General features: G+C 64.3%; 18 protein-coding genes. 8 read left to right on the forward strand and 10 right to left on the reverse strand.

All coding sequences use genetic code 11. The features are described from left to right. Positions 1-133: 133 nt before the first annotated feature. Positions 134-817 (reverse strand): RlmE family RNA methyltransferase, encoded by a 684-nt coding sequence (locus YQ44_RS15880; protein WP_034757436.1) that lies wholly within the window; start codon positions 815-817, stop codon positions 134-136. 42 nt (positions 818-859) lie between these two features. On the opposite strand from YQ44_RS15880, the gene YQ44_RS15885 reads away from it, so the two are divergent. Continuing rightward, the gene (locus YQ44_RS15885) at positions 860-1,330 is read left to right on the forward strand and encodes a YhbY family RNA-binding protein (RefSeq protein WP_010397237.1); all 471 of its coding nucleotides are present in this window, start codon (positions 860-862) and stop codon (positions 1,328-1,330) included. A 188-nt stretch (positions 1,331-1,518) separates the two neighbouring features. Here the strand turns inward: YQ44_RS15885 and YQ44_RS15890 are convergent, their stop codons facing one another. From YQ44_RS15890 to YQ44_RS15915, 6 genes are all read right to left on the reverse strand, one after another. Further along, positions 1,519-1,962, reverse strand: a complete 444-nt coding sequence (locus tag YQ44_RS15890) for a DUF4149 domain-containing protein (protein ID WP_198043715.1) — start codon at positions 1,960-1,962, stop codon at positions 1,519-1,521. Then, the gene (greA, locus tag YQ44_RS15895) at positions 1,962-2,438 is read right to left on the reverse strand and encodes a transcription elongation factor GreA (RefSeq protein ID WP_034757428.1); all 477 of its coding nucleotides are present in this window, start codon (positions 2,436-2,438) and stop codon (positions 1,962-1,964) included. The genes YQ44_RS15890 and greA overlap by 1 nt, the downstream gene beginning before the upstream one ends. A gap of 172 nt (positions 2,439-2,610) precedes the next feature. Next, the gene (gene carB / locus YQ44_RS15900; protein ID WP_071324216.1) at positions 2,611-5,847 is read right to left on the reverse strand and encodes a carbamoyl-phosphate synthase large subunit; all 3,237 of its coding nucleotides are present in this window, start codon (positions 5,845-5,847) and stop codon (positions 2,611-2,613) included. After that, positions 5,840-7,018: a glutamine-hydrolyzing carbamoyl-phosphate synthase small subunit gene (gene carA / locus YQ44_RS15905; RefSeq protein ID WP_071324217.1), complete on the reverse strand. Its 1,179-nt coding sequence runs from the start codon at positions 7,016-7,018 to the stop codon at positions 5,840-5,842. Before carA ends, carB begins: the two co-directional genes overlap by 8 nt. 461 nt (positions 7,019-7,479) lie before the next feature. Further along, positions 7,480-7,884 (reverse strand): GlcG/HbpS family heme-binding protein, encoded by a 405-nt coding sequence (locus tag YQ44_RS15910; RefSeq protein WP_071324218.1) that lies wholly within the window; start codon positions 7,882-7,884, stop codon positions 7,480-7,482. Positions 7,885-7,942: 58 nt separating this feature from the next. Then, entirely contained in the window at positions 7,943-8,854 is a 912-nt protein-coding gene (locus YQ44_RS15915; protein ID WP_071324219.1) for a patatin-like phospholipase family protein, read from the reverse strand. A gap of 178 nt (positions 8,855-9,032) precedes the next feature. On the opposite strand from YQ44_RS15915, the gene YQ44_RS28335 reads away from it, so the two are divergent. The 4 genes from YQ44_RS28335 to YQ44_RS15935 all read left to right on the forward strand — a co-directional run bounded on the left by YQ44_RS28335 (position 9,033) and on the right by YQ44_RS15935 (position 13,821). After that, a complete protein-coding gene (locus YQ44_RS28335) occupies positions 9,033-9,692 on the forward strand; it encodes a hypothetical protein (protein WP_156894879.1) in 660 nt (219 codons plus the stop codon). Then, positions 9,689-9,976: a barstar family protein gene (locus tag YQ44_RS15925; protein ID WP_071324220.1), complete on the forward strand. Its 288-nt coding sequence runs from the start codon at positions 9,689-9,691 to the stop codon at positions 9,974-9,976. The genes YQ44_RS28335 and YQ44_RS15925 overlap by 4 nt, the downstream gene beginning before the upstream one ends. A gap of 367 nt (positions 9,977-10,343) precedes the next feature. Next, positions 10,344-12,050, forward strand: a complete 1,707-nt coding sequence (gene leuA, locus YQ44_RS15930; RefSeq protein ID WP_071324221.1) for a 2-isopropylmalate synthase — start codon at positions 10,344-10,346, stop codon at positions 12,048-12,050. A 169-nt stretch (positions 12,051-12,219) separates the two neighbouring features. Continuing rightward, positions 12,220-13,821 carry a methyl-accepting chemotaxis protein gene (locus YQ44_RS15935; protein WP_071324222.1) on the forward strand — a complete coding sequence of 534 codons (1,602 nt, stop codon included), beginning with the start codon at positions 12,220-12,222 and terminating at the stop codon, positions 13,819-13,821. A gap of 5 nt (positions 13,822-13,826) precedes the next feature. On the opposite strand, the gene egtB is transcribed toward YQ44_RS15935, so the two are convergent. Continuing rightward, positions 13,827-15,062: an ergothioneine biosynthesis protein EgtB gene (gene egtB, locus YQ44_RS15940; protein ID WP_071324223.1), complete on the reverse strand. Its 1,236-nt coding sequence runs from the start codon at positions 15,060-15,062 to the stop codon at positions 13,827-13,829. 7 nt (positions 15,063-15,069) lie between these two features. After that, positions 15,070-16,059, reverse strand: coding sequence for an L-histidine N(alpha)-methyltransferase (egtD, locus tag YQ44_RS15945; RefSeq protein WP_083411893.1), 990 nt, complete (start codon positions 16,057-16,059; stop codon positions 15,070-15,072). A 333-nt stretch (positions 16,060-16,392) separates the two neighbouring features. Between egtD and YQ44_RS15950 the strand changes: the two genes are divergently transcribed. The 3 genes from YQ44_RS15950 (at position 16,393) to YQ44_RS15960 (ending at position 23,281) form a co-directional block, all read left to right on the forward strand. Next, the gene (locus YQ44_RS15950) at positions 16,393-17,085 is read left to right on the forward strand and encodes an ABC transporter ATP-binding protein (protein ID WP_071324224.1); all 693 of its coding nucleotides are present in this window, start codon (positions 16,393-16,395) and stop codon (positions 17,083-17,085) included. Between the two features lie 181 nt (positions 17,086-17,266). Beyond that, entirely contained in the window at positions 17,267-17,554 is a 288-nt protein-coding gene (locus tag YQ44_RS15955; RefSeq protein WP_034786045.1) for a hypothetical protein, read from the forward strand. Between the two features lie 288 nt (positions 17,555-17,842). Then, positions 17,843-23,281, forward strand: coding sequence for a DUF7379 domain-containing protein (locus tag YQ44_RS15960; RefSeq protein ID WP_071324225.1), 5,439 nt, complete (start codon positions 17,843-17,845; stop codon positions 23,279-23,281). 16 nt (positions 23,282-23,297) lie between these two features. On the opposite strand, the gene YQ44_RS15965 is transcribed toward YQ44_RS15960, so the two are convergent. Further along, positions 23,298-24,062, reverse strand: coding sequence for a GNAT family N-acetyltransferase (locus YQ44_RS15965; protein ID WP_071324226.1), 765 nt, complete (start codon positions 24,060-24,062; stop codon positions 23,298-23,300). Between the last annotated feature and the right edge of the window lie 113 nt (positions 24,063-24,175).

Below are 24,175 nucleotides of genomic sequence, written 5' to 3' on the forward strand. Positions count from 1 at the left end.
GCCGTGCCAAAGCCCGCCGATCCGTGCGCGCGAAAAAAAATCGCGTTCACGCAAAAAAATGCAGTATAAACAATTTAGGCTTTTATACCACTGCCCACTACCGCACTTCTCGTTCCCATGTGCGGATCACGCCTTAAATATCAAGAGCGGAATCATCTTCTTCAACGGCATTTTTCAGCGGATTCTTGATCCCACGCCCCATCAGGAAGATTTCCGACGATTTATCGCGGCTGGCCTTGGGCTTTTTCTGTACCACGACCTTGAATTCGGCACGGAATTTCTCCACGATCTGGCTGAAACCCATGTCTTTAAAGCATTTCACCAGCAGCACGCCGGACGGCTTCAAATGCAATTGCGAAAATTCGATGGCCAGGTCGATCAGATGTTCCATGCGCGCGGCGTCCGCCGTGGCGATGCCCGACAGGTTGGGCGCCATATCGGACAGCACCAGGTCCACCTTGCGTCCCTGCAATACCACTTCCAGCTGGCGCAGCACGCGCGCTTCGCGGAAGTCGCCCTGGATGAAGTGGAAATCGGCAATCGGCTCCATTTCCAGCATGTCCAGGCCAATCAGGGTACCATTGACCCCGCCGCCGTCCTTGCCGGCCAGCTTGCGCCGCGTGTACTGGGCCCAGCTGCCAGGAGTGCAGCCCAGGTCGACAATTACCTGGCCAGGTTTGATCAGTTTCTCGTCTTCATCGATTTCTTTGAGCTTGTATGCTGCCCGGGCACGGTAGCCCTCTTTTTGCGCCAACTTCACATAAGGATCATTTATGTGGTCGTGCAACCAGTTTTTGTTTAATTTCTTCTTTGCCATTCGCGTAGAATACTGCTTTTAAGGGAATTACTAAATATTATTATGCTAAAACTTACACCCGTAGAGCGCAGCGCACTGCGCGCCGAAGCACACGCGCTGAAGCCTATCGTCATCATTGGCGAAGCGGGCTTGACACCTGCTGTCCTCAAAGAGATCGACCTTGGCCTGGATTCGCACGGCCTGATTAAAGTCCGCGTGTTCGGCGACGACCGCGAAGCCCGCGTCGGAATGTACGATACGATTTGCGGCAATCTCGGCGCCGCCCCGGTACAACATATTGGCAAACTGCTGGTAATTTACCGTCCGAAAAAAGAAGTGGTTAAGGAGAAGGTCAGCGCCGGCAAAGGCATGCGCGAAGTGACCATCGTCAAGGCCAGCGCCAGCGGCACCAAGCGCCCGAGCGTGACGAAAGTCATGATCAAAGGCAATGAGCGCGTCACCGAAGGCGGTTCCATCAAGCGTGCCAAGCCACGTCAGAAGAGCGCCAAGAAAAGCGCACTGGGCAGCAAGTAAGCCTCTCTCGGCAGCCGCAAGGCTGTTGAAACAAGAAGCGGAGCACGGGATCTTCCCTGCTCCGCTTTTTTATTGCCATTACGGTATTGTCGGATTACGCGCTGTGCGCTCATCCGACCTGCCAGCAGCACCGCAGGTCGGATGGGTGGGGCCGCAGGCCACGCGTAATCCGACAACACGGCCAACGCTTACTGCTGTTTCCAGATCAAGACGCCCGCCAGCAAGCTCTGCACGGCAAAGATCACGGTCGACACGCCATGCAGCATGCCGAAACGGCTGCGCATGGCCTCGTCCATCACGCCGGCCGGCGCTTGCGCCTTCAGCTCGGCCATCAGGGGCGAAATGCCGAAATGGCTGACCAGCGCGCACACGAGCATGGACAGCACCAGCGCGCCCAGGAGGCGCCGGCGCTTCAGCGCCACGGCGCCAGCCCCCCATTGCAGCAAGGCCAGCAGCACCAGGGCACAGGCGATGGACAGCCACGCCTCGGCGCGAAACATGCTGCCGGCGATATTGCCTGCCAGCACGCGGTCGCTCAAGGTCGCGAACAAGGTCGGCGCCACGATGAAGCCGATGGTCCACAGGCTGCCGGCCCACAGGGTGGCGACGAGGAAGCGCAGGCGGCTCAGCATCAGATGTACAGTACTTCCAGGATTTCGTATTCGCGCGGGCCGGACGGCGCCTGCACTTCCACCACGTCGCCGGCATACTTGCCGATCAGCGCGCGGGCGATCGGCGACGTGACGGAGACTTTGTTCATCTTCAGGTCGGCTTCATCGAGGCCGACGATCTGGTACGTGACTTTCTGGCCCGATTCCAGGTCTTCCAGGTTCACGGTCGAGGCAAACACCACGCGGCCTTCCGCGTCGAGCGCGGTCGGGTCGATGATTTGCGCTGCGCCCAGCTTGCCTTCGAGTTCGGCGATGCGGCCTTCCACGAACGCCTGGCGCTCCTTGGCGGCGTCGTACTCGGCGTTTTCCGACAGGTCGCCGTGCGAACGCGCTTCGGCGATCGCATCGATGACGATGCGGCGTTCCTTGGTCTTCAAATGATGCAGCTCTTCTTTCAAGAGTTCTGCGCCGTATTTGGTCAATGGGACTGAGGTCATGTTATCTCTACTATCTGCTAGTTATCGGCGCCGTTGCCAGTGTTTTATCAAGGTTAACGGACTTACCAAGTGAAAACCACAGAGGCCGCGCGCTGCTCTGCACGGAACTCTGTGGTTGATAAGCATGCAGTGTACCGCCTAACGGCGGCCACTGCAAATAACACGCGGACTACTAAGCTTGTTGCAGGGTCTTGTGCAGACCTTGCAGATCGTACACGCGCAACTCATCGAGGTGACGGATGCCTTCGACGGCCGCTTCCGCGCCGGCGATGGTCGTGTAGGTCGTCACGCGCGAGGCCAGGGCCGACGTGCGGATGGCCCGCGAATCGACGATGGCGCTGCGTTTTTCTTCCACGGTGTTGATCACCAGCACGATTTCATGGTTCTTGATCATGTCGACCACGTGCGGACGGCCTTCGATCACCTTGTTCACTGGCGTGACGGCGATGCCGGCAGCAGCGATCACGGCGGCCGTGCCCTTGGTGGCGACGACGGTGAAACCGGAGTCGACCAGGTCGCGCGCCACTTGCACGGCGCGCGGCTTGTCCGACGCTTTCACGCTGATGAAGACCTTGCCCGATTTTGGCAGGTTCACGCCGGCGCCCAGTTGCGATTTCACAAACGCTTCGCCGAACGTCAGGCCAACACCCATGACTTCGCCCGTCGATTTCATTTCAGGGCCCAGGATGGTGTCCACGCCAGGGAACTTGACGAACGGGAACACGGCTTCCTTGACGCTGAAGTATGGCGGCACGACTTCCTGCGTGATGCCTTGCGAGGCCAGCGACTGGCCGACCATGCAGCGCGCGGCGATCTTCGCCAGTTGCAGGCCCGTGGCTTTCGAGACGAAAGGCACGGTGCGCGAAGCGCGCGGATTGACTTCCAGCACGAAGACGACGTCTTTCATCTGGCCGTCGATCTCTTGCTTCTGGATCGCGAACTGCACGTTCATCAGGCCGACCACGTTCAGGCCCTTGGCCATCAGCGCCGTCTGGCGTTTCAGTTCTTCAATGGTTTCCGGTGCCAGCGAATACGGCGGCAAGGAGCAAGCCGAGTCGCCCGAGTGGACGCCAGCCTGTTCGATGTGTTCCATCACGCCGCCGATGAAGGTGGTTTCGCCGTCGGAGATGCAATCGACGTCGCACTCGATGGCGTCGTTCAGGAAGCGGTCCAGCAACACGGGCGAATCGTGCGAGACCTTGACGGCTTCGCGCATGTAGCGCTCGAGGTCGCGTTGCTCGTGGACGATTTCCATGGCGCGGCCACCGAGCACGTACGAAGGACGCACGACCAGCGGGTAGCCGATTTCCTGCGCCAGCGCCAGGGCGTCGGCTTCCGTGCGCGCCGTGCGGTTAGGCGGCTGGCGCAGCTCCAGGGTGTGCAGCATTTGCTGGAAGCGCTCGCGGTCTTCGGCGGCGTCGATCATGTCGGGCGAGGTGCCGATGATGGGTACGCCATTCGCTTCCAGGTCCAGCGCCAGTTTCAATGGCGTCTGGCCACCGTACTGCACGATCACGCCCACCGGTTTTTCGATGGCGACGATTTCCAGCACGTCTTCCAGGGTCAGCGACTCGAAGTACAGGCGGTCCGAGGTGTCGTAGTCGGTCGAAACCGTTTCTGGGTTGCAATTGACCATGATGGTTTCGTAGCCGTCTTCGCGCATGGCGAGGGCCGCGTGGACGCAGCAATAGTCAAACTCGATACCCTGGCCGATACGGTTCGGGCCACCGCCCAGCACCATGATCTTTTTCTTGTCGGTCGGATTCGATTCGCACTCTTCGTCGTAGGTGGAATACATGTACGCCGTGTCGGTCGAGAATTCGGCCGCACAGGTATCGACGCGCTTGTAGACGGGACGGATGTTCAGCGCATGGCGCTGCTGGCGCACGGCCGTGTCCGTCGTCTGCAGCAAAAAGCCCAGGCGACGGTCCGAGAAACCCTTTTGCTTCAGCTTGTACAGGGTGTTCTTGTCGAGGTTTTCCAGCTTCTGCGTGTCGAGCCACAGTTCCAGGTCGACGATTTCCTTGATCTGGATCAGGAACCATGGGTCGATCTTGGTCAGCTGGTGCACTTCTTCCAGGGTGAAGCCCTGGGCAAATGCATCGCCCACGTACCAGATGCGCTCGGGACCAGGCTCGCCCAGTTCCTCTTCGATCTTTTCGCGGTCCTTGGTCTTTTCGTTCATGCCGTCCACGCCCACTTCCAGGCCGCGCAAGGCTTTCTGGAACGATTCCTGGAAGGTGCGGCCGATCGCCATCACTTCGCCGACGGATTTCATCTGCGTCGTCAGGTGGTGGTCGGCGGTCGGGAATTTCTCGAACGTGAAACGGGGGATCTTCGTGACGACGTAATCGATCGACGGTTCGAACGATGCCGGCGTGGCGCCGCCCGTGATTTCATTGCGCAGCTCGTCCAGGGTGAAACCGACGGCCAGCTTGGCGGCGATCTTGGCGATCGGGAAACCCGTCGCTTTCGATGCCAGGGCCGACGAACGCGACACGCGCGGGTTCATCTCGATGACGATCATGCGGCCATCGACGGGGTTGATCGAAAATTGCACGTTCGAGCCACCGGTGTCGACGCCGATCTCGCGCAGCACTGCCAGACTGGCATTGCGCATGATCTGGTATTCCTTGTCCGTCAGGGTTTGCGCTGGCGCAACCGTGATGGAGTCGCCCGTGTGCACGCCCATCGGGTCGAGGTTTTCGATCGAGCAGATGATGATGCAGTTGTCCGCCTTGTCGCGCACCACTTCCATCTCGTACTCTTTCCAGCCCAGCAACGACTCTTCGATCAGCAGCTCTTTCGTCGGCGATGCTTCCAGGCCGCGCTTGCAGATGGTTTCGAATTCTTCTTCGTTGTAGGCGATGCCGCCGCCGGAGCCGCCCATGGTGAACGATGGACGGATGATGGTCGGGAAGCCCAGCGTGCGCTGCACGGCCCACGATTCTTCCATCGAGTGCGCCACGCCGGAACGGGCCGAACCGAGGCCGATCTTGGTCATCGCGTCCTTGAACTTGGAACGGTCTTCGGCCTTGTCGATGGCTTCCGGCGACGCGCCGATCAGCTCAACGTTGTATTTTGCCAGCACGCCATTGTTGAACAGGTCCAGCGCGCAGTTCAGCGCCGTCTGGCCGCCCATCGTCGGCAGGATGGCGTCAGGACGCTCCTTGGCGATGATGCGTTCGACGACCGACCAGGTGATCGGTTCGATGTACGTCACATCGGCCATTTCCGGATCCGTCATGATGGTCGCAGGATTGCTGTTGACCAGGATGACCTTATAGCCCTCTTCGCGCAGGGCCTTGCACGCTTGCGCGCCGGAATAGTCGAATTCGCAGGCCTGGCCGATCACGATCGGGCCAGCGCCAATAATCAGAATACTTTTAATATCTAAACGTTTAGGCATTTTTCTTTTTCTCCTCCGCAGCCATCAGGTTGATGAAGCGGTCAAACAGGTAAGCAACATCCATCGGGCCCGGCGACGCTTCAGGGTGGCCCTGGAAGCAGAAGGCCGGCTTGTCCGTGCGGGCAAAGCCCTGCAGGGAGCCGTCGAACAGCGATTCATGGGTCACGCGGCAGTTCGCGGGCAAGGTTGCCGCGTCGACGGCGAAACCGTGGTTTTGCGAGGTAATCAAGACCTGTTTCGTTTCCAGGTCCTGCACCGGGTGGTTGGCGCCGTGGTGGCCGAACTTCATCTTCAGCGTTTTCGCGCCGGAAGCCAGGGCCATGATCTGGTGGCCGAGGCAGATGCCGAAGGTCGGGATGCCCTTCTCGATCAGCTCTTTCGTCGCCGCGATGGCGTAGTCGCATGGTTCCGGATCGCCGGGACCGTTCGACAGGAAGATGCCGTCCGGGTTCAGCGCCAGGGCGTCGGCGGCGGAGGCTTGCGCCGGCAGCACGGTGACCTTGCAGCCACGCGCCGTCAGCATGCGCAGGATGTTGCGCTTGACGCCGTAGTCGAAGGCGACGACGTGGTATTTCGCGTCGGCGTCGGCCAGCTGGCCATAGCCTTCGCCCAGGGTCCATTCCGTTTCGCGGTATTCGTAGGCTGCCTTGCTCGATACGACCTTGGCCAGGTCCATGCCGGCCAGGCCGGGGAAGGAACGGGCCAGTTCCAGCGCTTGCGCGGCCGATGGCTCATTGCCTTGCGTGCCGACGAGGATGGCGCCGCCCTGCGCACCTTTTTCACGCAGGATGCGCGTGAGCTTGCGTGTATCGATGCCGGCGATGGCGACGATATTTTCAGCTTTCAGGTAGTCGGACAGGGAAAGGGTGGAACGGAAATTGGATGCCAGCAAAGGCAGATCGCGGATGATGAGGCCAGCGGCGTGAACCTTGGAAGATTCGACATCTTCCGGATTGACGCCCGTATTGCCGATATGGGGATAGGTCAGGGTGACCATCTGGCGGCAATAGCTTGGGTCGGTAAGGATTTCCTGATACCCGGTCATCGAGGTATTGAAAACAACCTCGCCCGTGGTATGACCGGCGGCACCGATCGAAAAACCTTTGAAAATCGTTCCATCAGCAAGCGCTAATATGGCTGGAACGGCAGGGCCAGAAAAAAATGGCGGCAAGGGCAACTCCTGATAAAGTTACCGTAGCTGCGCCACGTCAGACCGACCGCCTAGATACCCGAGCTGCATGCACTCAGGGTGTTTCAACGGTCATTTTGAATGAGGGGATGGGTAGTCGCTACGGTATATGTGTGATTGGCTAAACCTTTGAATTATAACCAAAAGGAAGCTTTTCCACAAGGAAGAAAATTCAGAAAGCACGGCATTTTTTTGCGCAGCAACAAAAACCCCCGCCCCATGAAAAAAGCCGCCCGGCGTGTGCGGAGCGGCTCGTTCATTCTTCCCAATCCGCCATAGCGGCTACTACTTATCTTCCGCTTAGCCTGTTGCCAGCTTCACGGCACCTGGCAAAACCGTAGCGCGCGGAGATGATTTGTGGCCGAGAAGCGCAAGCGTACTAAAGTACGGCGAGCATCGCCGGCCGCAAAGCGCGCCGCGCAGCAGGTTTGGCCACGTGTCCATCACACCAGTGCGGCGATACCTGCTTTGGCGATTTGCGCGTCTTCCGCCGATTTGACGCCAGAGACGCCGACGGCGCCCACATAGTGACCGTCAAACACGATGGGCACGCCGCCTTCGAGCAAGCCGTCGATTTCCGGCGCGCTCAGGAACGAGACGCGGCCGCCATTGATCATCTCTTCATAGATGCGCGATTCGCGGCGGCCCAGGGCGGCCGTCTTGGCTTTCGACGGGGCGATGTGCGACGAGATCGGCGCCACGCCGTCCATGCGCTGCAGCCACAGCAGGTGACCGCCGTCGTCGACGATGGCGATCACGACCGCCCAGTTATTCTTGACCGCTTCCGCTTCGGCGGCGGCGGCGATTTTCTTCACGTCATCCAGGGTCAAAATCGGTTTCGATTGCATGATGCTTCCTTGTTATGTTGAATCAAAATTGTATACGAAATGCACGGCGTCACCGCCCTTACTGCTCGCGCTTGGCTTTCAGTTTTTGCTTGAGCTGCGCCATGACGGCAAAGGTCGCCTGCTCGCCGGCCAGGATGGCCTGGTTGCGGCTGTTGAAATCGTTGCCCTTCATGGTGCCCAGGCTGGGCTGGATCACCACGTCCGCATCCTTCAGCTCGAACTGATTGATGCGCTGGCCCATGATGGCGAAGGTTTGCATCAGCACTTCCATCGAGCTGATGGCCTTTTGCGTATCCGTTTGCGACGAAATATTCACGGCGATGATGAAATCGGCGCCCATGTCGCGCGCGAAGCGCACGGGCACGGGCGCCACCAGGCCGCCGTCGACATAGGTATGGCCGGAAATCGTCACGGGCTGGAATACGCCCGGCACGGCCGACGAGGCGCGCACGGCCATGCCGGTATTGCCGCGCTGGAACAGGATCGGCTGGCCATTCTTCAAGTCCGTGGCCACCACGCCAAACGGTATCTTCAGCTTTTCCAGCGGCACGTTGTTGACTGCCTTGTTGACATAGCTTTGCAGCGCTTCGCCCTTGAGCACGCCGGACGACTTGCCGAACAGGGGCAAGGCCCAGTCGGAAATGGCCGCCTCGTCCATGTCGAACGCCATCTTTTGCAAGGCAAAACCGGAGTTGCCCGCCGCATACAAGGCGCCCACCACGCTGCCGGCGCTGGTACCCGTGACGAGGTCGGCGACGATGCCCTGCGATTCGAGCGCCTTGATCACGCCGATATGCGCGAAACCGCGCGCCGCGCCGCCGCCCAGCGCCAGGCCGATCTTGATCTTGCGCGGCGGCACGACGATGGGCTCGCGCGGCGTCAAGACTTGTACGGGTTTCGGGGTGGTGGTATCGCAGCCGGCCAGCGCAAAGGCGGCCAGGGCAAGCAGGGTCAGGCGTTTAGGAAACATGGTGGCGAGGGGGAACCGCACGCGGCAGTGGCAATAAAGGAGAGCCGATTGTAGCGCAAGCGGGGCCGCCGGCACTGAAGCCTGTCTTAAATGTTTATAAATGACAATGTTTGTGCGCACCGCGGTTGCCACCAAACTGCTGCTAGACTGGCGCCTGATTTTTTTACCTGCTCCCGATATGACAGAACATCAATTTGCCGACAGCCGCGCCCTGCACGCACCGTTTGCGCAACAGTTATCCGCCTGTCCGGCCGACGGCGCCCTCGCCTGGCTGACCGCCATCCTCGCCACGCAGGCGCCCGCACTGCGCTCCGCGAACGCCATCTTGCTGGCCTACACGGGCAACCATGCCGCCATCGGCTGGATCGACGCCAATGTCGGCTCGCCGGTGGCAGGGCAATGGGGCGTGGCGGCGGCCCTGCTGGACACGCCCTGGCCCCGCATCGCCGGCTGGCTCGGACAAGGCGGCGCGCACCGGCTGATGGCGCTCGACGCCCTGCTCGCGTATCGCAAGCCAGCGGTCAACATGTCGCCGCTGGAACAGATCGCCGCTCCCGTGCTGGCGCAGGCGCCCGCGCGCGCGGAACTCGACGCGGCACTGGCAGCCTGCCTGGCCGCGTCCGCCACGCCGCGCATGCAGGCGGCGGTGAACTCCATCGGCAAGCATGCCGGCGAGATCCTGCGCGGCGGCCCACGCGGCGTGGCGGTGGCGGACTTGCCGCGCCTGTACCTCGACCCGGCAGCGTTCCAGGATGCGCCTGCCATCCTGGAGCGCCACGAGACGGTGGTGGGCGGCATGCGGCAAAACCTGCAGAACTTGCTCAAGGGGATATTATGAGCAGGCCGGCCCATGTCCGCATCGACTTGAGCGAGATCCACTCGCCGCGCCAGTTGCATGCGGCCCTGGCCGCCGCGCTGGGATTTCCCGCCATCTACGGCATGAACTGGGACGCCTTCTGGGATGCCGTCACGGGCCTGGTGGACATGCCGCAACAGCTGGACTTCGCCGGCTGGCAGGCACTGGAAGCGCGCCTGCCGCGCGAGGCCGCCGTGCTGCGGCGCAGCCTGGCGCGCCTGGCCGCCGAGTTCCCCGCGCTGGCCGCCCACGTACGTTACGCCTGAAGCAAGGTGTCACCAGTAAACGCTTGACAGGCCGCCCCAACCTCCCTTACATTAAGTGCATGTCCTCCCTCAAACTTCATTCCCCTTCCCTGCTGTCGCTATCGCGACTACTACTAGCACGCGCATAAGTTTGCCGCATTGCTTCGCCTGGCCACACGCCGGCGTGTTTCAAAAACCCTGGAAGGTTTGATGATGTTTGCACCATCCCCCGCTACACCCGTAACTTCTGACGCGACCGCCGCTGGCGCCGTTGCCGTGCTTTGCCTGCTAAAACTACCGATCGCTTGCCTGGCCTAGTGTCTCGTGGCCGCCCGGCAAGCTTGCGCCACAACCATTGATTTCCCCCTATCTTCAGGAGTACCCGATCATGATGTTGCAGAACCCAGCTTCCAAGTACCGCGCCTTCCCTCCCGTCAAATTGACCGACCGTCAATGGCCGAACCAGATCATCAGCAAGCCGCCTATCTGGATGAGCACCGACTTGCGCGATGGCAACCAATCGCTGATCGAGCCGATGAGCGCGGAAAAGAAGCTGCGGTTCTTCGACATGCTGATCGCCATCGGCCTGAAGGAAATCGAAGTGGGCTTCCCTTCCGCCTCGCAGACGGATTTCGACTTCGTGCGCAAGCTCGTCGATGAAAACCGCATCCCGGACGACGTCACCATCATCGTGCTGACGCAGTCGCGCGAAGAGCTGATCCGCCGCACGGTGGAATCCGTGGCCGGCGCCAAGCGCGCCATCGTCCACCTGTACAACTCCGTGGCGCCCGTGTTCCGCAAGGTCGTGTTCGGCATGTCGCGCGAGGAAATCACGAACATCGCCACCACCGGCACCACGCTGGTGAAACAACTGGTGGCGCAGCATCCGGAGACGGAATGGGGTTTCGAATACACGCCGGAATCGTTCTCCACCACGGAACTCGATTTCTCCAAGCATATCTGCGACGCCGTCAGCGCCATCTGGAAGCCGACACCGGCCAACAAGATGATCATCAACCTGCCGTCGACCGTGGAATGCAGCACGCCCAACGTGTATGCGGACCAGATCGAATGGATGTCGCGCAAACTCGCACGCCGCGATTCCATCATCATCAGCGTGCACCCGCATAACGACCGCGGCACGGCCGTCGCGTCGGCCGAGCTGGCCGTGATGGCGGGCGCCGACCGCGTGGAAGGCTGTTTGTTCGGCAATGGCGAGCGCACCGGCAATGTCGACCTGGTGACCCTGGCCATGAATCTGTACACGCAAGGCGTGCATCCGGGCCTCGATTTCTCCGACATCGACAGCGTGCGCAAGTGCGTCGAGGAATGCAACCAGCTGCCCGTCCACCCGCGCCACCCGTATGCGGGCGACCTCGTGTTTACGGCGTTCTCCGGTTCGCACCAGGATGCGATCAAGAAAGGTTTCGCCAAGCAGGAAGCTGGCGCCATCTGGGAAGTGCCTTACCTGCCGATCGACCCGGCCGACCTGGGCCGCAGCTATGACGCCGTGATCCGCGTCAACAGCCAGTCCGGCAAGGGCGGCATGGCGTACTTGCTGGAGCAGGAATACGGCCTGGTCTTGCCGCGCCGCCTGCAGATCGAATTCTCGCGCGCCGTGCAAGCCGTGGCCGACGCCACGGGCCGCGAAATCGCCGCGCACGATATCCACGACATCTTCCAGAAGGAATACCTGGAGCAGACGGCGCCGTACGCCTACGCTTCGCACCGCATGGTGGAAGACACGAGCAGCGATGAATCCGTGCAGATCGACATCAGCCTGTCGCACCGCCAGACGCCACTGGCCCTGCAGGGCGGCGGCAACGGCCCCATCGACGCCTTCGTCAATGCGCTCGGCCTCGACATCAAGCTGATGGATTACCATGAACATTCGATCGGCTCGGGCGCCAATGCGCAGGCCGCCTGCTATGTGGAATTGCGTCTCGATAACGGCCCGACCCTGTTCGGCGCTGCCATCGACAGCAATATCGTCACCGCCTCGTTCAAGGCCGTGCTGTCGGCCGTGAACCGCCGCATCAAGCAGACGGACGCGGAAAAAACAACGGCAGCCGAGGTGGCGGCGAACGCCGCCTGAGTCCTCGTCACGCGCCCTTCATAGGGAGAAAAAGCGGTACGGCTTGATCGCCGTGCCGCTTTTTCATTTCTATGGGGCAATTAGTAGTGCCAATCAGGTATTGCCCACCGTATAATCAATTCATAACAAGACCACCGGAGACAGATCATTAGCTACCGAGGGAATCACAATGAAATTGACGGATATGAAGATAGGCGCGCGCCTGGGCGCCGCGTTTGGCGTGGTACTGCTGCTGATGGCGGCACTGGTATTGACGGGCTTGTTGCGCCTGGACAAGATCGGCGCGCTCAGCGACTCCATCATCGAACGCGACTGGGCCAAGGCGGACGCCATCGCCACCATCCGCAGCACCACGCGCTCGAACGCGGCGCTCGTGCTGGAACTGTTCATCCATGAAGATCCGGCCAGGGCGGCGGCCATCCACGCGGAAATCGACGTCAACAAAGTCACCATCACGCAGGCGCTGGACATTCTCGACCGCCTGATCGTCTTGCCAGAAGCCAAGCAACTGCTGGCCACCCTGAAACAGCAGCGCAAGGCCTATGTCGTTTCGTTCAGCCAGGCCGACAAGCTGCTGGTGGCGGGAGAGCGCGCACAGGCGGCCACGCATGTGCGCGACGATACCCTGCCGGCGCTGAGCCGCCTGCAACAAACCGTCAATACCCTGAACGACGTGCAGCGCGGCGTGGTCGTGCATGGCGGCGACTTGATACACCAGAATATTTCAGCGGCGAATGTGCTGATGGCCAGCTTCGGCGCCACCGCCCTGTTGCTGGGCATCCTCTTTGCCTGGCGGGTCACGCGCTCGATCACGACGCCCGTCGCCTACGCCTTGCGCGTGGCGCAAGCCGTGGCCGCGGGCGACTTGAGCAGCAAGATCGTGGCCGAGGGCAAGGATGAAACGGCCCAGCTGCTGCATGCGCTGCGCGAGATGAACGACAACCTGGCCACCCTGGTGGGGCAGGTGCGCGGCGGCACGTGCACGATTGCCGTGGCGTCGAGCCAGATTGCCAGCGGCAATGCCGACCTGTCGGCCCGCACCGAGGCGCAGGCCAGCGCGCTGGAAGAGACTGCGTCGTCGATGATCGAACTGACCGGCACCGTGCGCAGCAACAGCGACAATGCGCGCCAGGCGGACAGCCTGGCCCGTTCCGCCTCCGCCATCGCCCAGCGCGGCGGCACGGCCATGGCCCAGGTGGTCGACACCATGGACGCCATCAATGCGTCTTCGCGCAAGATCGTCGACATCATCGCCGTCATCGACGGCATTGCCTTCCAGACCAACATCCTGGCCCTGAACGCGGCCGTGGAAGCGGCGCGCGCCGGCGAGCAGGGGCGCGGCTTTGCCGTCGTGGCGTCCGAAGTGCGCAACCTGGCGCAGAGGTCTGGCCAGGCGGCCAGGGAAATCAAGGAACTCATTGCCGACTCCGTCAACCGTGTCGGCCAGGGCGCGCAGCTGGTCAGCCAGGCCGGCGCCACGATGGATGAAGTGGTGGCCAGCGTGGGCAGAGTGAGCGCCATCGTCGGCGACATCAGCGTCGCCAACCACGAGCAGAGCGAAGGCATCGAACAGATCAATGCAGCCATCATGCAGATGGACCAGACGACGCAGCAGAACGCGGCCCTGGTCGAACAGGCGGCCGCGGCGGCGGCGGCCATGCATGAACAGGCGGGCGACCTGGAAACCCTCGTCAGCCAGTTCAAGCTGGAACAAGGCGGCAAGGACCTGGCGCCGCCCCGCCCTGCACCGGCCGTGCCGCGCTTGCAGTAAGCGAGTTACTCCACCTGGCGCGCCAGGCGGATGCCGGAAAATTGCCAGCGCGCGCCAGCCGGAAAGAAATTGCGGTAGCTGGCGCGCGCATGGCCGGCCGGCGTGGCGCAGGACGAGCCGCGCAGCACATACTGGTTCAGCATGAACTTGCCGTTGTATTCGCCGAGCGCGCCCGGCGCCGTGCGGTAGCCCGGATATGGCGCGTAGCTGCTGCTCGTCCATTGCCAGCAATGGCCGAACAGTTGCCGCAGCCCCGTGCCGGGCGTGGCGGCGGCCGGATGCAGCTGGCCGACCTCGACGGCCATGCCTTGCGCGGCCACTTCCCACTCCGCTTCCGTCGGCAGACGCGCGCCCGCCCAGTGCGCATAGGCGTCCGCCTCGAACAGCGACAGGTGCGCGGCCGGCGCCAGCGGATCGAGCGGGCGCAAGCCGAACAAGGTGAATTCCTGCCAGCGGCCCGCCTCATCGCGCTGCCAGTACAGCGGACACTGCAGTCCCTGGCTGCGCACCCAGTCCCAGCCTTCGGCCAGCCACAGGTGCGCCGCGCGGTAGCCGCCCGCCTCGATGAAGGCCAGGTACTCGCCATTCGTCACCAGCGCGCAGGCCAGCTGGAACGGCGCCACGTATTGCGGATGGCGCGGCAATTCATTGTCGAAGCAAAAGCCGTCGCCCGCGTGGCCGATCTGCGCCAGGCCGCCGTCGAAGGCGACCCAGTCGACGGCAACGGCGGCCTGCTGACCGGACGCGGCAATGGCGCTGTCCAGGTAGGCGGGAAACAGGGGGCTGTGCGCCAGCAGGTGCTTGACGTCCGTCAACAGCAATTCCTGATGCTGCTGCTCGTGTTCGAGGCCCAGCGCCAGCAGCATGGTCAGCCGTTCGCGCTCGGGGCGCGCCAGTTCGCCGGCCAGCAGGCGGGCGATGCGCGCATCGACATCCATCCGGTAGGCGCGCACGACCTCCATGCCGGGCCGCGTCAGCAAGCCCCGCTGCGCGCGCGGATGCTTGTCGCCGACGCCGTTGTAATAGGAATTGAACAGCACGCGGAAGGCCGGATGGAATGGCGCGAACGCCGCTTCCATGCTTTCCAGGATAAACGTTTCGAAAAACCAGGTGGTATGCGCGAGGTGCCATTTCACGGGACTGGCGTCCGGCATCGATTGCGCGCCGCAATCCTCGTCCGACAGCGGTTCGGCCAGCCGCAGCGAGTGCCGGCGCACCTTGTTGTAATGATCGATCAGCATCTTTTTCTTAGTCCCTGATGACGCGCGCGTAAATCACGGCAAACCACTGCTGCGCGTCCATCCAGACTTGCGCCGTGGAAAACCCCGCCTGCTCCAGCAAGCCGACGAAACCGGCCCGCGTGTATTTATAGCTGTCTTCTGTATGGATGCGCTCGCCTTTCGCGAAGCGGCGCTGGCCACCCTGCCAGCGCACCAGCTGCTCGCTGCGCGCTTCCAGGTGCATCTCGACGCGGCTTTCGTCGGCATTGAAAAAGCCGTGGTGGCGCCACGCGCGCACGTCGAAATCGGCGCCGATCAAGCCGTTCACGTGGCGCAGCATATTCAGGTTGAAGGCGGCCGTGACGCCGAGCGCGTCGTCGTAGGCCGCGTCGAGGATGGCGTCGTCCTTGATCAGGTCGACGCCGATCAGCAAGCCGCCATCGCCGTCGGCATTCGCGCGCAGGCGGCGCAAAAAGGCGACTGCTTGCTCAGGAGCAAAATTGCCGATCGACGAGCCGGGATAAAAGAACAGGCGCCGCGCGTCGCGCACGCTGGCCGGCAAATCGAGGCGGCTGGAGAAATCGAGGCCCAGGCCGCTCATCTCGATATGTGGGAAGCGCTGCTGCAAGCGGCTCAATGATTCACTGAGGAAATCATAGGAGATGTCCACGGCCACGTACTGGGCCGGGTGCAGCAGCGGGAACAGGCTGGCCGCCTTGGCGCAATTGCCCGCGCCCAGGTCGATCAGGGTGCTGCCCGGCCCCACCGCATGCGCGATCTCGGCGCCGTGCTGTGCAAAGATGGCCGCCTCCGTGCGCGTCGGGTAGTACTCGGGCAAGGCGCAGATGGCCTCGAACAGTTTCGAGCCCAGCGCGTCGTACAGGTACTTGGGCGAGGTCCAGGCGACCTGCGCCAGCAAGCCGCTGGCGATCTCGGCGACGGTGGCGGGCGTGGCGCTGGCCGTTGCCCGGCTGGCGGATGGAAAATCGGACTGCTGCTGCGCGAATGGCATGGTCATGGGCTGGCGTCGTCTCTCAAGGTTCTCGATGGGCTTGCTTGACTTGCACCTGGCAACACCCCTGCCGCAGCCTGCGCTGCAAGCCCTGGCGGGCGCCTTTGCCGATGCCTTTTTCCCATCATAGCGGAATCCTCCAAAGCCAGCCGTGCGGCAGGTAACTTAAGGTCAACACGGGGCCGCGCGAGGCGGCGCGCACGCAAAAGTGGTATTGCCAAGCAAAAAGGGCAAGCCTGTCGTATACTACACATTGCCGGCCAAACAATCCGCGCGCCATTGTAGTCCCCAGGCCCCCCTCTCCCCCGCGTGCCTCCCTTTACGATAGTCGTTAACACCATGCTCGAATTGCGCCATCTGTCGAAGTCCTATGCCAATGCCCGGCCCGTCCTGGCGAATATTTCCTGCCGCTTCAAGGCGGGGGAATTCATCGCCATCATGGGCGACTCGGGCGTCGGCAAGTCGACCCTGCTGAACCTGATCGCCGGCCTCGATACGCCCGACGCGGGTGCCGAAGCGCACCCTATCCTGGTGGACGGCATCGCCATGTCCAGCCTCGATGACGCCGCCGCGACCCGGCTGCGTCGCGCCCGCATGGGCTTTATCTTCCAGGCTTTCCACGTCTTGCCGCACCTGACCCTGCTGCAAAACGTGGCCCTGCCGCTGCTGCTCAACGGCTTGCCCCAGGAGCGTGCCGCCAGCATGCTCGAGGCGGTCGGACTGGGCGGACGCGGCGGCGATTTTCCGCAGCAATTGTCGGGCGGCGAAATGCAGCGCGTGGCGATCGCCCGCGCGCTCGTGCACAAGCCCGCGCTGGTGCTGGCCGATGAGCCGACCGGCAACCTCGACCCGGACACGGCGCACGGCATCCTGCAATTGCTGCGCGCCGAGATCAAGGCCAACGGCAGTTGCGCCATCATGGTCACGCATTCGCTGGCCGCCGCCGAAATGGCGGACAGGACCATGATATTGACCAAAAGCGGATTACAAAATACAACAATCGTCAACCGAATTGATCAAACAATCAGTTAATTTAACTGACCATGTGTCACAAGTTTTGTTATCGTAGTATTATTGAAAACACTTGCCTGGTTATCAATGTTTTAACGCGAATGTTGTACTACGTCAGCCAGAGAGCCGTACTGCGATGACGAACTATAGCCGGGGCCCGTTTTCCGGGCTCCGTCCCTTGCATAACCTGAAGGAGGAGTAAATGAACGTTCGGCAAAAGAAGCTGGAAATGATTGAAGCGATGAACCGGGCGCGTGCGCTCGAACCATCGAGTTTTGTGCCCAACAAGCTGCTCGATACCCTGATCGAGAAGATGAATCTGAAAAATGATGCGGAACTGTGCAGAGTACTGGAAGTTCAGCCTCCCATCATCAGCAAGATTCGGCACGGCAAATTGTCGGTCGGTGCAACGATTTTATTGCGCATGCATGAAAAATCGGACATCACCATCCGCGAACTGAAGGAACTATCGGCTACCCCGGTACACTGAAACACCACGCTGTTGTCTTGCCATGCCAGGCACCCAGGTCCCCGGCGCCATGAACTTTTGCCATGAAATTCGCGTAGTTCGCTCACAGCAGAGCACCCTTTACCGAAGAAACCCAGCCCAAACCATGCTGCCTGTTTCTCCGACCATGCGCTCCAGCGCAACATCTGCCCTGCCACTCCCTCCCGCAATACCGTCCGCCCGCCACATTCCCGCTTCGACTTGATCTGACGCAACACGCATTGCCGCCTCCCGTATCAAGGTCAGCTTTTAGCCCATTCCTTCGATAGCATGTCCAGCGACCACACCGCGCCGGGCGCGCCGCCCGTGCTGCGCCTGACGCTCACGCGCGATGCCCTCGCCAGTGCCGGCGACGGTCCCGTCGCGCCCGGCTGGCATAGCGAAACGCATGTGCTGTCGGGCGCGCGCGGCATCGGCAGCTGCCGCGTGGCGCTCGATATCGGCCCGGGCGACGTGGTGGAGCTGCTGCTGTGCGACGGCAACTCCTTGCTGGCGAGCAGCCTCGACCTGCCCCGTTACCTGGGCCCGCCCGGCGCCGCGCGCGACGGCGTCCCGGCCAGCATCGAAGTGGGCCTGGCCCTGCGGCCGCAGGCGCCGCGCCAGCCGCCGGGCGCCAGCCGCGACGGCCTGGGCGCCTGGATGCTGCGCGCACTGCGCGTGTACCGCAGCGGCGCCGGCGCCATGACGGCGCTGGCGGCGGCCGGGGCCTTCCAGGACCGCCAGCTCGAGCAGCGCCTGGGGCTGTACCGCTGCGGCATGGAGCCGGGCAGCCTGATACAGGTCGCCAGCGTGCCGGCCGGGCCCGAACCCGTGCTGTTGCTGCTGCACGGCACGGCCTCGTCGACGCCGCGCAGCTTTGGCGGCCTGTGGCGCGCCGGCCTGGCGCCGCAGCTGATGGCCCTGTATGGCAACCGCATCTATGGCTATGAACACCGCAGCCTCAGCGAAAGTCCCATCCACAATGCGCTGATGCTGGTGCGCCAGCTGCCGCACGGCGCCGTGCTGCACCTGCTGGCCCATTCGCGCGGCGGGCTGGTGGGCGAATTGCTGGCGCGCGCGCAACGGATCGACAGCCGCGGCGCCGTCGACCTGGCCGACGACGGCCTGGGCCGCCTCGGTGAAAACACGGTGGGCGGCGAAGCGTTCAACGGCCACGATATCGAGCATTTCACGGCGCAGTCGCAGCTGTGCGGACGCGGCGGCCATGCCGGCGATGCGGCCTGCCTGCGCGAACTGAGCATGGAACTCAAGACGCGCGCCATCCGCGTCGCCCGCTTCGTGCGCGTGGCCTGCCCCGCGCGCGGCACCACCTTGCTGTCGGGCCGCCTCGACCGCTGGGCCAGCGTGATGTTCAACCTGGCCAGACCGGCGGCGCGCGTGGACGGCGGCGGCGCGGCGCTGGCCGAGGCGGCCGATGGCTGCGCCGCCTTCCTGCTGGCCGTGGTGCAGCAGCGCTGCGACGCGCGCATCCTGCCGGGGCTGGCGGCGATGATGCCCGACTCGCCGCTGGTGGCCCTGCTCAACGCGCCCGACGTGCGCGTGGCCAGCCCCCTGCATGTGCTGGCCGGCGCGTGCAGCGGCGACAGCCTGCTGGGCTGGCTGGGCGACTGCCTCGGCAGCATTTTCTATGGCGGCCAGAGCGACCTCGTGGTCAATTGCGCCTCGATGGCCGGCGGCGCCACGCGCAGCACGCCCGTGCGGCAATTGCTGCTGTGCGGTCCGCAGGTGCACCACCTGAACTACTTCGAACGCGCGCCATCGAGCATGGCCACCCTGCAGGCGCTGGCCGGCGACGACGCCGCCTACCAGTCCCTGCCCGGCATCGAGCACGGCATGCTGGCGCGCGGCGGCGAAGTGCCGAAGCGGCGCGCGCAGGCGCCCATCGTGCTGCTGCTGCCCGACATCATGGGCAGCCATCTGCAGGTGGGCAGCAACCGCATCTGGTTCGACCCCGTCAACCTGGTCGAAGGCCGCATCGAACGCCTGGCCGTAGGCCAGCCGCACATCGTCAGCGCCGGCTGGCTCGAGCCGTGCTACGAACCGTTTGCCCGCTTTCTCGCGCAAAGCCAGGAAGTGCGGCCATTTACCTATGACTGGCGCCTGTCGCTGCGCGATGGCGCCGCCGCCTTCCTGCCCGTGCTCGACGCCGCCCTGCGCGATGCCGGGGAACGCGGCCAGCCGCTGCGCATCGTCGCCCACGGCATGGGCGGCCTCGTGGCGCGCCTGGCGCTGAAGGAACGCTGGCAGCGCCTGGGCGAGCTGCCCGGCAGCCGCCTGCTGCAGGTGGGCACGCCCAACGGCGGCACGCAGACCATGGTGCAAGTGCTGCTGGGACGCGATCCGCTGGTGCAGATGCTGGCCAGCTGGATAGGCTGGAAGCACACGCGGCGCCAGTTTCTCGGCTTCGTGCGGGCCTTTCCCGGCGTGCTGGAAATGCTGCCGTGGCCGCGCGCGCAGGCAGGGCGCGATGCCATCGATTATTTCGACGCGGTCGCCTGGCGCCAGCTGGCGCAGGGCGACCACGCAGCGGACCTGCCCGGCGGCTGGCAGGCGCCCGAGGCACAGGCGCTGGCGGCGGCGCGCGCCACCGTGGCCCTGCTGGAAGCGGCCCCGCTCGAGCCGCGCCACTGCAGCTACCTGGCCGGCTGCGCCGACACGCCGGTGGCGCTGCGCCTGCGCGATGGCGGCATCGAAGTGGCCTGGTCGCCGGACGGCGACGGGCGCACGGCGTGGGAAGGCGCCATCCCGGCCGGCGTGCGCGCCTGCTATGTGCCGGCCGCGCATGGCGACCTGCTGCTGCAGAAGGAGCTGTACCCGGCCATCGCGCAGCTGCTCGACAGCGGCCATGCGCCGCAGCTGGCCGGGCACCCGCCGCACCAGCCGGGCAGCATGCCGCCCCGCTTCCGTCCGCACGCGCCGGACGCGGCGCCGCTGTATCCGCTGCCGCAGGAATTGCTCGACGCGGCCATCGGCGCCGCCCGCGCCGCCGCCGCGCCGGAGAACCAGCCGCCGCGCCTGAGCATTTCCGTCATCCACGGCAGCATGGCCTCGGCCGACGCGCCCGTCATGAGCGGCTGCTATGCGTATGAATCGCTGCGCGGCAGCATGAGCTTTCTCGACCGCCTGCTGGGCGGCAAGCTGCAGGAAATCCATGCGCTGGGCCGCTTCCCGCAGCGCCCCGACGCCGCGCTGGTGGTGCTGCAGCCCGACGCGGCGCGCCGGCCCGGCGGCGCCATCGTCATCGGCCTGGGCGCGCTGGGCGAACTGACGCCGGGCGAACTGGCGCGCGCCTTTGCCGGCGGCCTGCTCGAATACGCGTGCGTCTGCCTGCAGGTGCGCGCCGCCGGCCAGCTGGCCGCACCGCCCATGGCCGAACACGGCTTGCGCGTGGCCAGCCTGCTGTCCGGCTCGGGCTATGGCGGCTTGAGCATCGCCCTGTGCGCGCGCGCCCTGATCGACGGCGCGCGCAGCGCCAACCGGCGCCTGGAAGACGCGGGCATGGCGTGCCGCATCGGCCATATCGGCATCTACGAGCAATCCGAGGCGCGCGCCATCGCCGCCGCCGTGGCCATCGAGCAGATCATGGCCGAAGCGCGCTACCAGGACAGCTTCGCGTTCGAGCGGCGCATCCGCCACAGCCCCGGCGGCTACCGGCGCATCCTGCCCAGCCTGAGCGGCGACAACGGCTGGCGCCGCGTGCAGATCGTCGCCGCCGATCTCTCCGGCGCGCTGCGCTTCACCCTGCTGACGGACCGCGCCCACAACAGCGTCGACGAGGAACCGAACCAGCGGCAAGCCGTCGATGGCCTGATCATGGACGCCACCGACAACACCACCGACCAGCCGGGCCTGTCGCGCGCCCTGTACGAACTGATGCTGCCCAACGGCCTGAAGGCGGCCATTCCCGAGATGCGCGGCCTGATCCTGGCCGTCGACCAGAGCGCCGCCATCTACCCGTGGGAGCTGATGCGCGACGAGGCGGGCAGCGAGGAAAGCCCGCTGTCGACGCGCATCGGCATGGTGCGCCAGCTGGCCAGCCTGCGCGAACAGCCGCCCGCCATCAGCCCGCCCAGCAACAGCGTGCTGGTGATCGGCGACACGGATTCCGGCCTGCCCGAGCTGCCCGCCGCGCAAGCCGAGGCGCAGGACGTGGCGCGCATGTTCGGCGCGTATGGCTACCAGGTGCGCGAGCTGCTGCGACCGCAGGCGCAGCGCGTGCTGGTGCACCTGTTCGACGAGCGCTATTTCGCCATCCACCTGGCCGGCCATGGCGAAGTGGCCGGTCCCGGCATCGCCCATACGGGACTGGTGCTGGGGCCGAAGACGCGCCTGACGGCGGCGCAGGTGAGCAAGCTGAAACGCGTGCCGCAATTCGTCTTCGTCAATTGCTGCCACCTGGGCGACATGCGCCCGGACGCCATCGCGCCGTGGTCGAAGCTGGCCGCCAGCCTGGCCACGGCCTTCATCGAAATGGGCGCGCAGGCGGTGATCGCGGCCGGCTGGCGCATCGACGACCAGGCGGCCAGCATCTTCGCGCACAGTTTTTATCACGCCATGCTGAGTGGCGAATATTTCGGCGACGCCGTGCGCCTGGCGCGCGAGGCGACCTACCTGCAGTTTCCCGCCTCGAACACCTGGGGTGCCTACCAGGCCTATGGCGATGACCGCTACCGTTTTCCGAACACGCAAAGCCGGCCCTGGCAGGCGCCCGACTACCGCTACCACGGCCACTTGCTGGCCGACCTGGAAACCCTGCACGCGCGCCTGGCCGGCGCCGATGCGGCGCGGCGCGCCGCCATCGAGAAAAAACTGTCGAGCATCGAGGAAGCCGTGCGCGCGCGCTTCTTCGGCTGCGCCGACATCCGCGAAAACATGGCCGCCACGCGGGCCGGCCTCGGAGGCCTGGACAACACCCTGCGCGCCATCGAACATTACCGCGCGGCGCACAGCGCGGCCGACGGCAAGGTGGCCTTGCGCGCCATGGCGCACTGGGCCGAACTGGAAATACGCCAGGGCGCGGCCCTGTGCGGACTCGATGCGGGCGCCGGCATCGACGTGCCGGCCACGCCCGACCCCGAGCAGGGCCGGCAGCTGATGCAGGACGGCAAGCAGCATATCGACCTGCTGGTGGCACTGGCGCCCACGGCGCAGCGCCTGGCCCTGCTGGGCCGTTACTGGGCCTACGTCGCGCGCCTGGCCTGCAGCGGGGGGAGCTCGGGCGCGCCGGCCCTGCGCGCCATGACGGATGCCTGCCTGGCCGCGCTGGACGAGGCGTGGCTGCGCAGCGGCGTGGCCGACTGCGACCTGATTTTCCAGGTGCTGGCGGGCGCCCTGCTGCTGAAGGTCCATGGCGACGACAGCGCCTGGCGCGCGCTGCACCCGCAGCTGGGCGAGCTGCTGCACGACGCCATCGCCTATGCGCGCCAGCGCCATGCGGACGAACACCGCGCCATCGACGCCGGCGCCCCCGTGCGCGCCGCCCTGCTGGCGGCCCTGTGGCAGGTGCCGGACGGCCAGCCCTTCGATGCGCCGGCGCGCGCCGCCTTCCTGGCGCTGTACCACGACGCCGTGCGGCGCCACGGCAGCATCGGCGAACCGGAAGCGCTCACGCTGCCCGTACGCTTCCTGCTCGAACTGCTGCCGCCCGACGGCGCGGACGCCGGCCTGCGCGCCGCCCTGCGGGCGCTGGCCGGCCAGCTACGGCCGTGAGATGCGCAGGCGGCGCCTAGTTGGCCGGCACCACGCCGTAATGGCGCGCATAGCGTTCATCGAGATTCGCCAGCGGCATCATCATGAACATGTCGGCGCTTTCGAAATCGGGATCCCACGCCGGTTCGCCGCAAATCCATGCGCCCGAGCGCAGGTAGCCCTTGATCAGCGGCGGCACTTGCGGCTTGTGCGCCGCTTCCACCTGGTGGATGGGGAACGGCAGGTGCGGCGTGACGCGGTATTCGGCCGGCGCCATGTGCTTTTCCGCCAGCGCCTGATACACGGCGACGGCATTGTGGCCGCCATCGGCCAGGCTGATGCTGGCGCAGCCGACCAGGTAGTCGCAGCGTTCGCGGCGCATGTACTCGGCCAGGCCAGACCACAGCAGCATGATCACGCTGCCGCCCCGGTATTTCGGGTGGATGCAGGCGCGGCCCGCTTCGACCATGCGCCCGCGCAGGTTGTTCAGGCGGCTCAGGTCGAATTCGTTTTCCGAGTACAGGCGGCCGATCTTGGCCGCCTTGGCCGCGCTCAGCACGCGGTAGGTGCCCACCACCTTCAGGGTATCGGCGTCGCGCACGATCAGGTGATCGCAATGGGCGTCGAATTCATCGCTGTCGAGGCCATCGGCGTTCGCCAGCGACGTCAGGCCCATGGTCTCGATAAACACCTTGTAGCGCAAACGCTGCACTTCGCGCAATTCTTCGGCCGTACTGGCCTGGCTCAGCACCAGTTGGACCGGCCGGGCCTTGGCTTCGGCCGATGCGATTATGTTTTGCATGGTTTCATCCCCTGTGATCAAGACGACTCCAGCGTACTTGCCTAATATGTCAGGAAAATGACAGCCAAATGTCATTTCCATGACGCAAGTCAAAACCGTGGGCAGATCGTGCA

Source organism: Janthinobacterium sp. 1_2014MBL_MicDiv (assembly GCF_001865675.1).
Classification (GTDB): domain Bacteria; phylum Pseudomonadota; class Gammaproteobacteria; order Burkholderiales; family Burkholderiaceae_D; genus Janthinobacterium.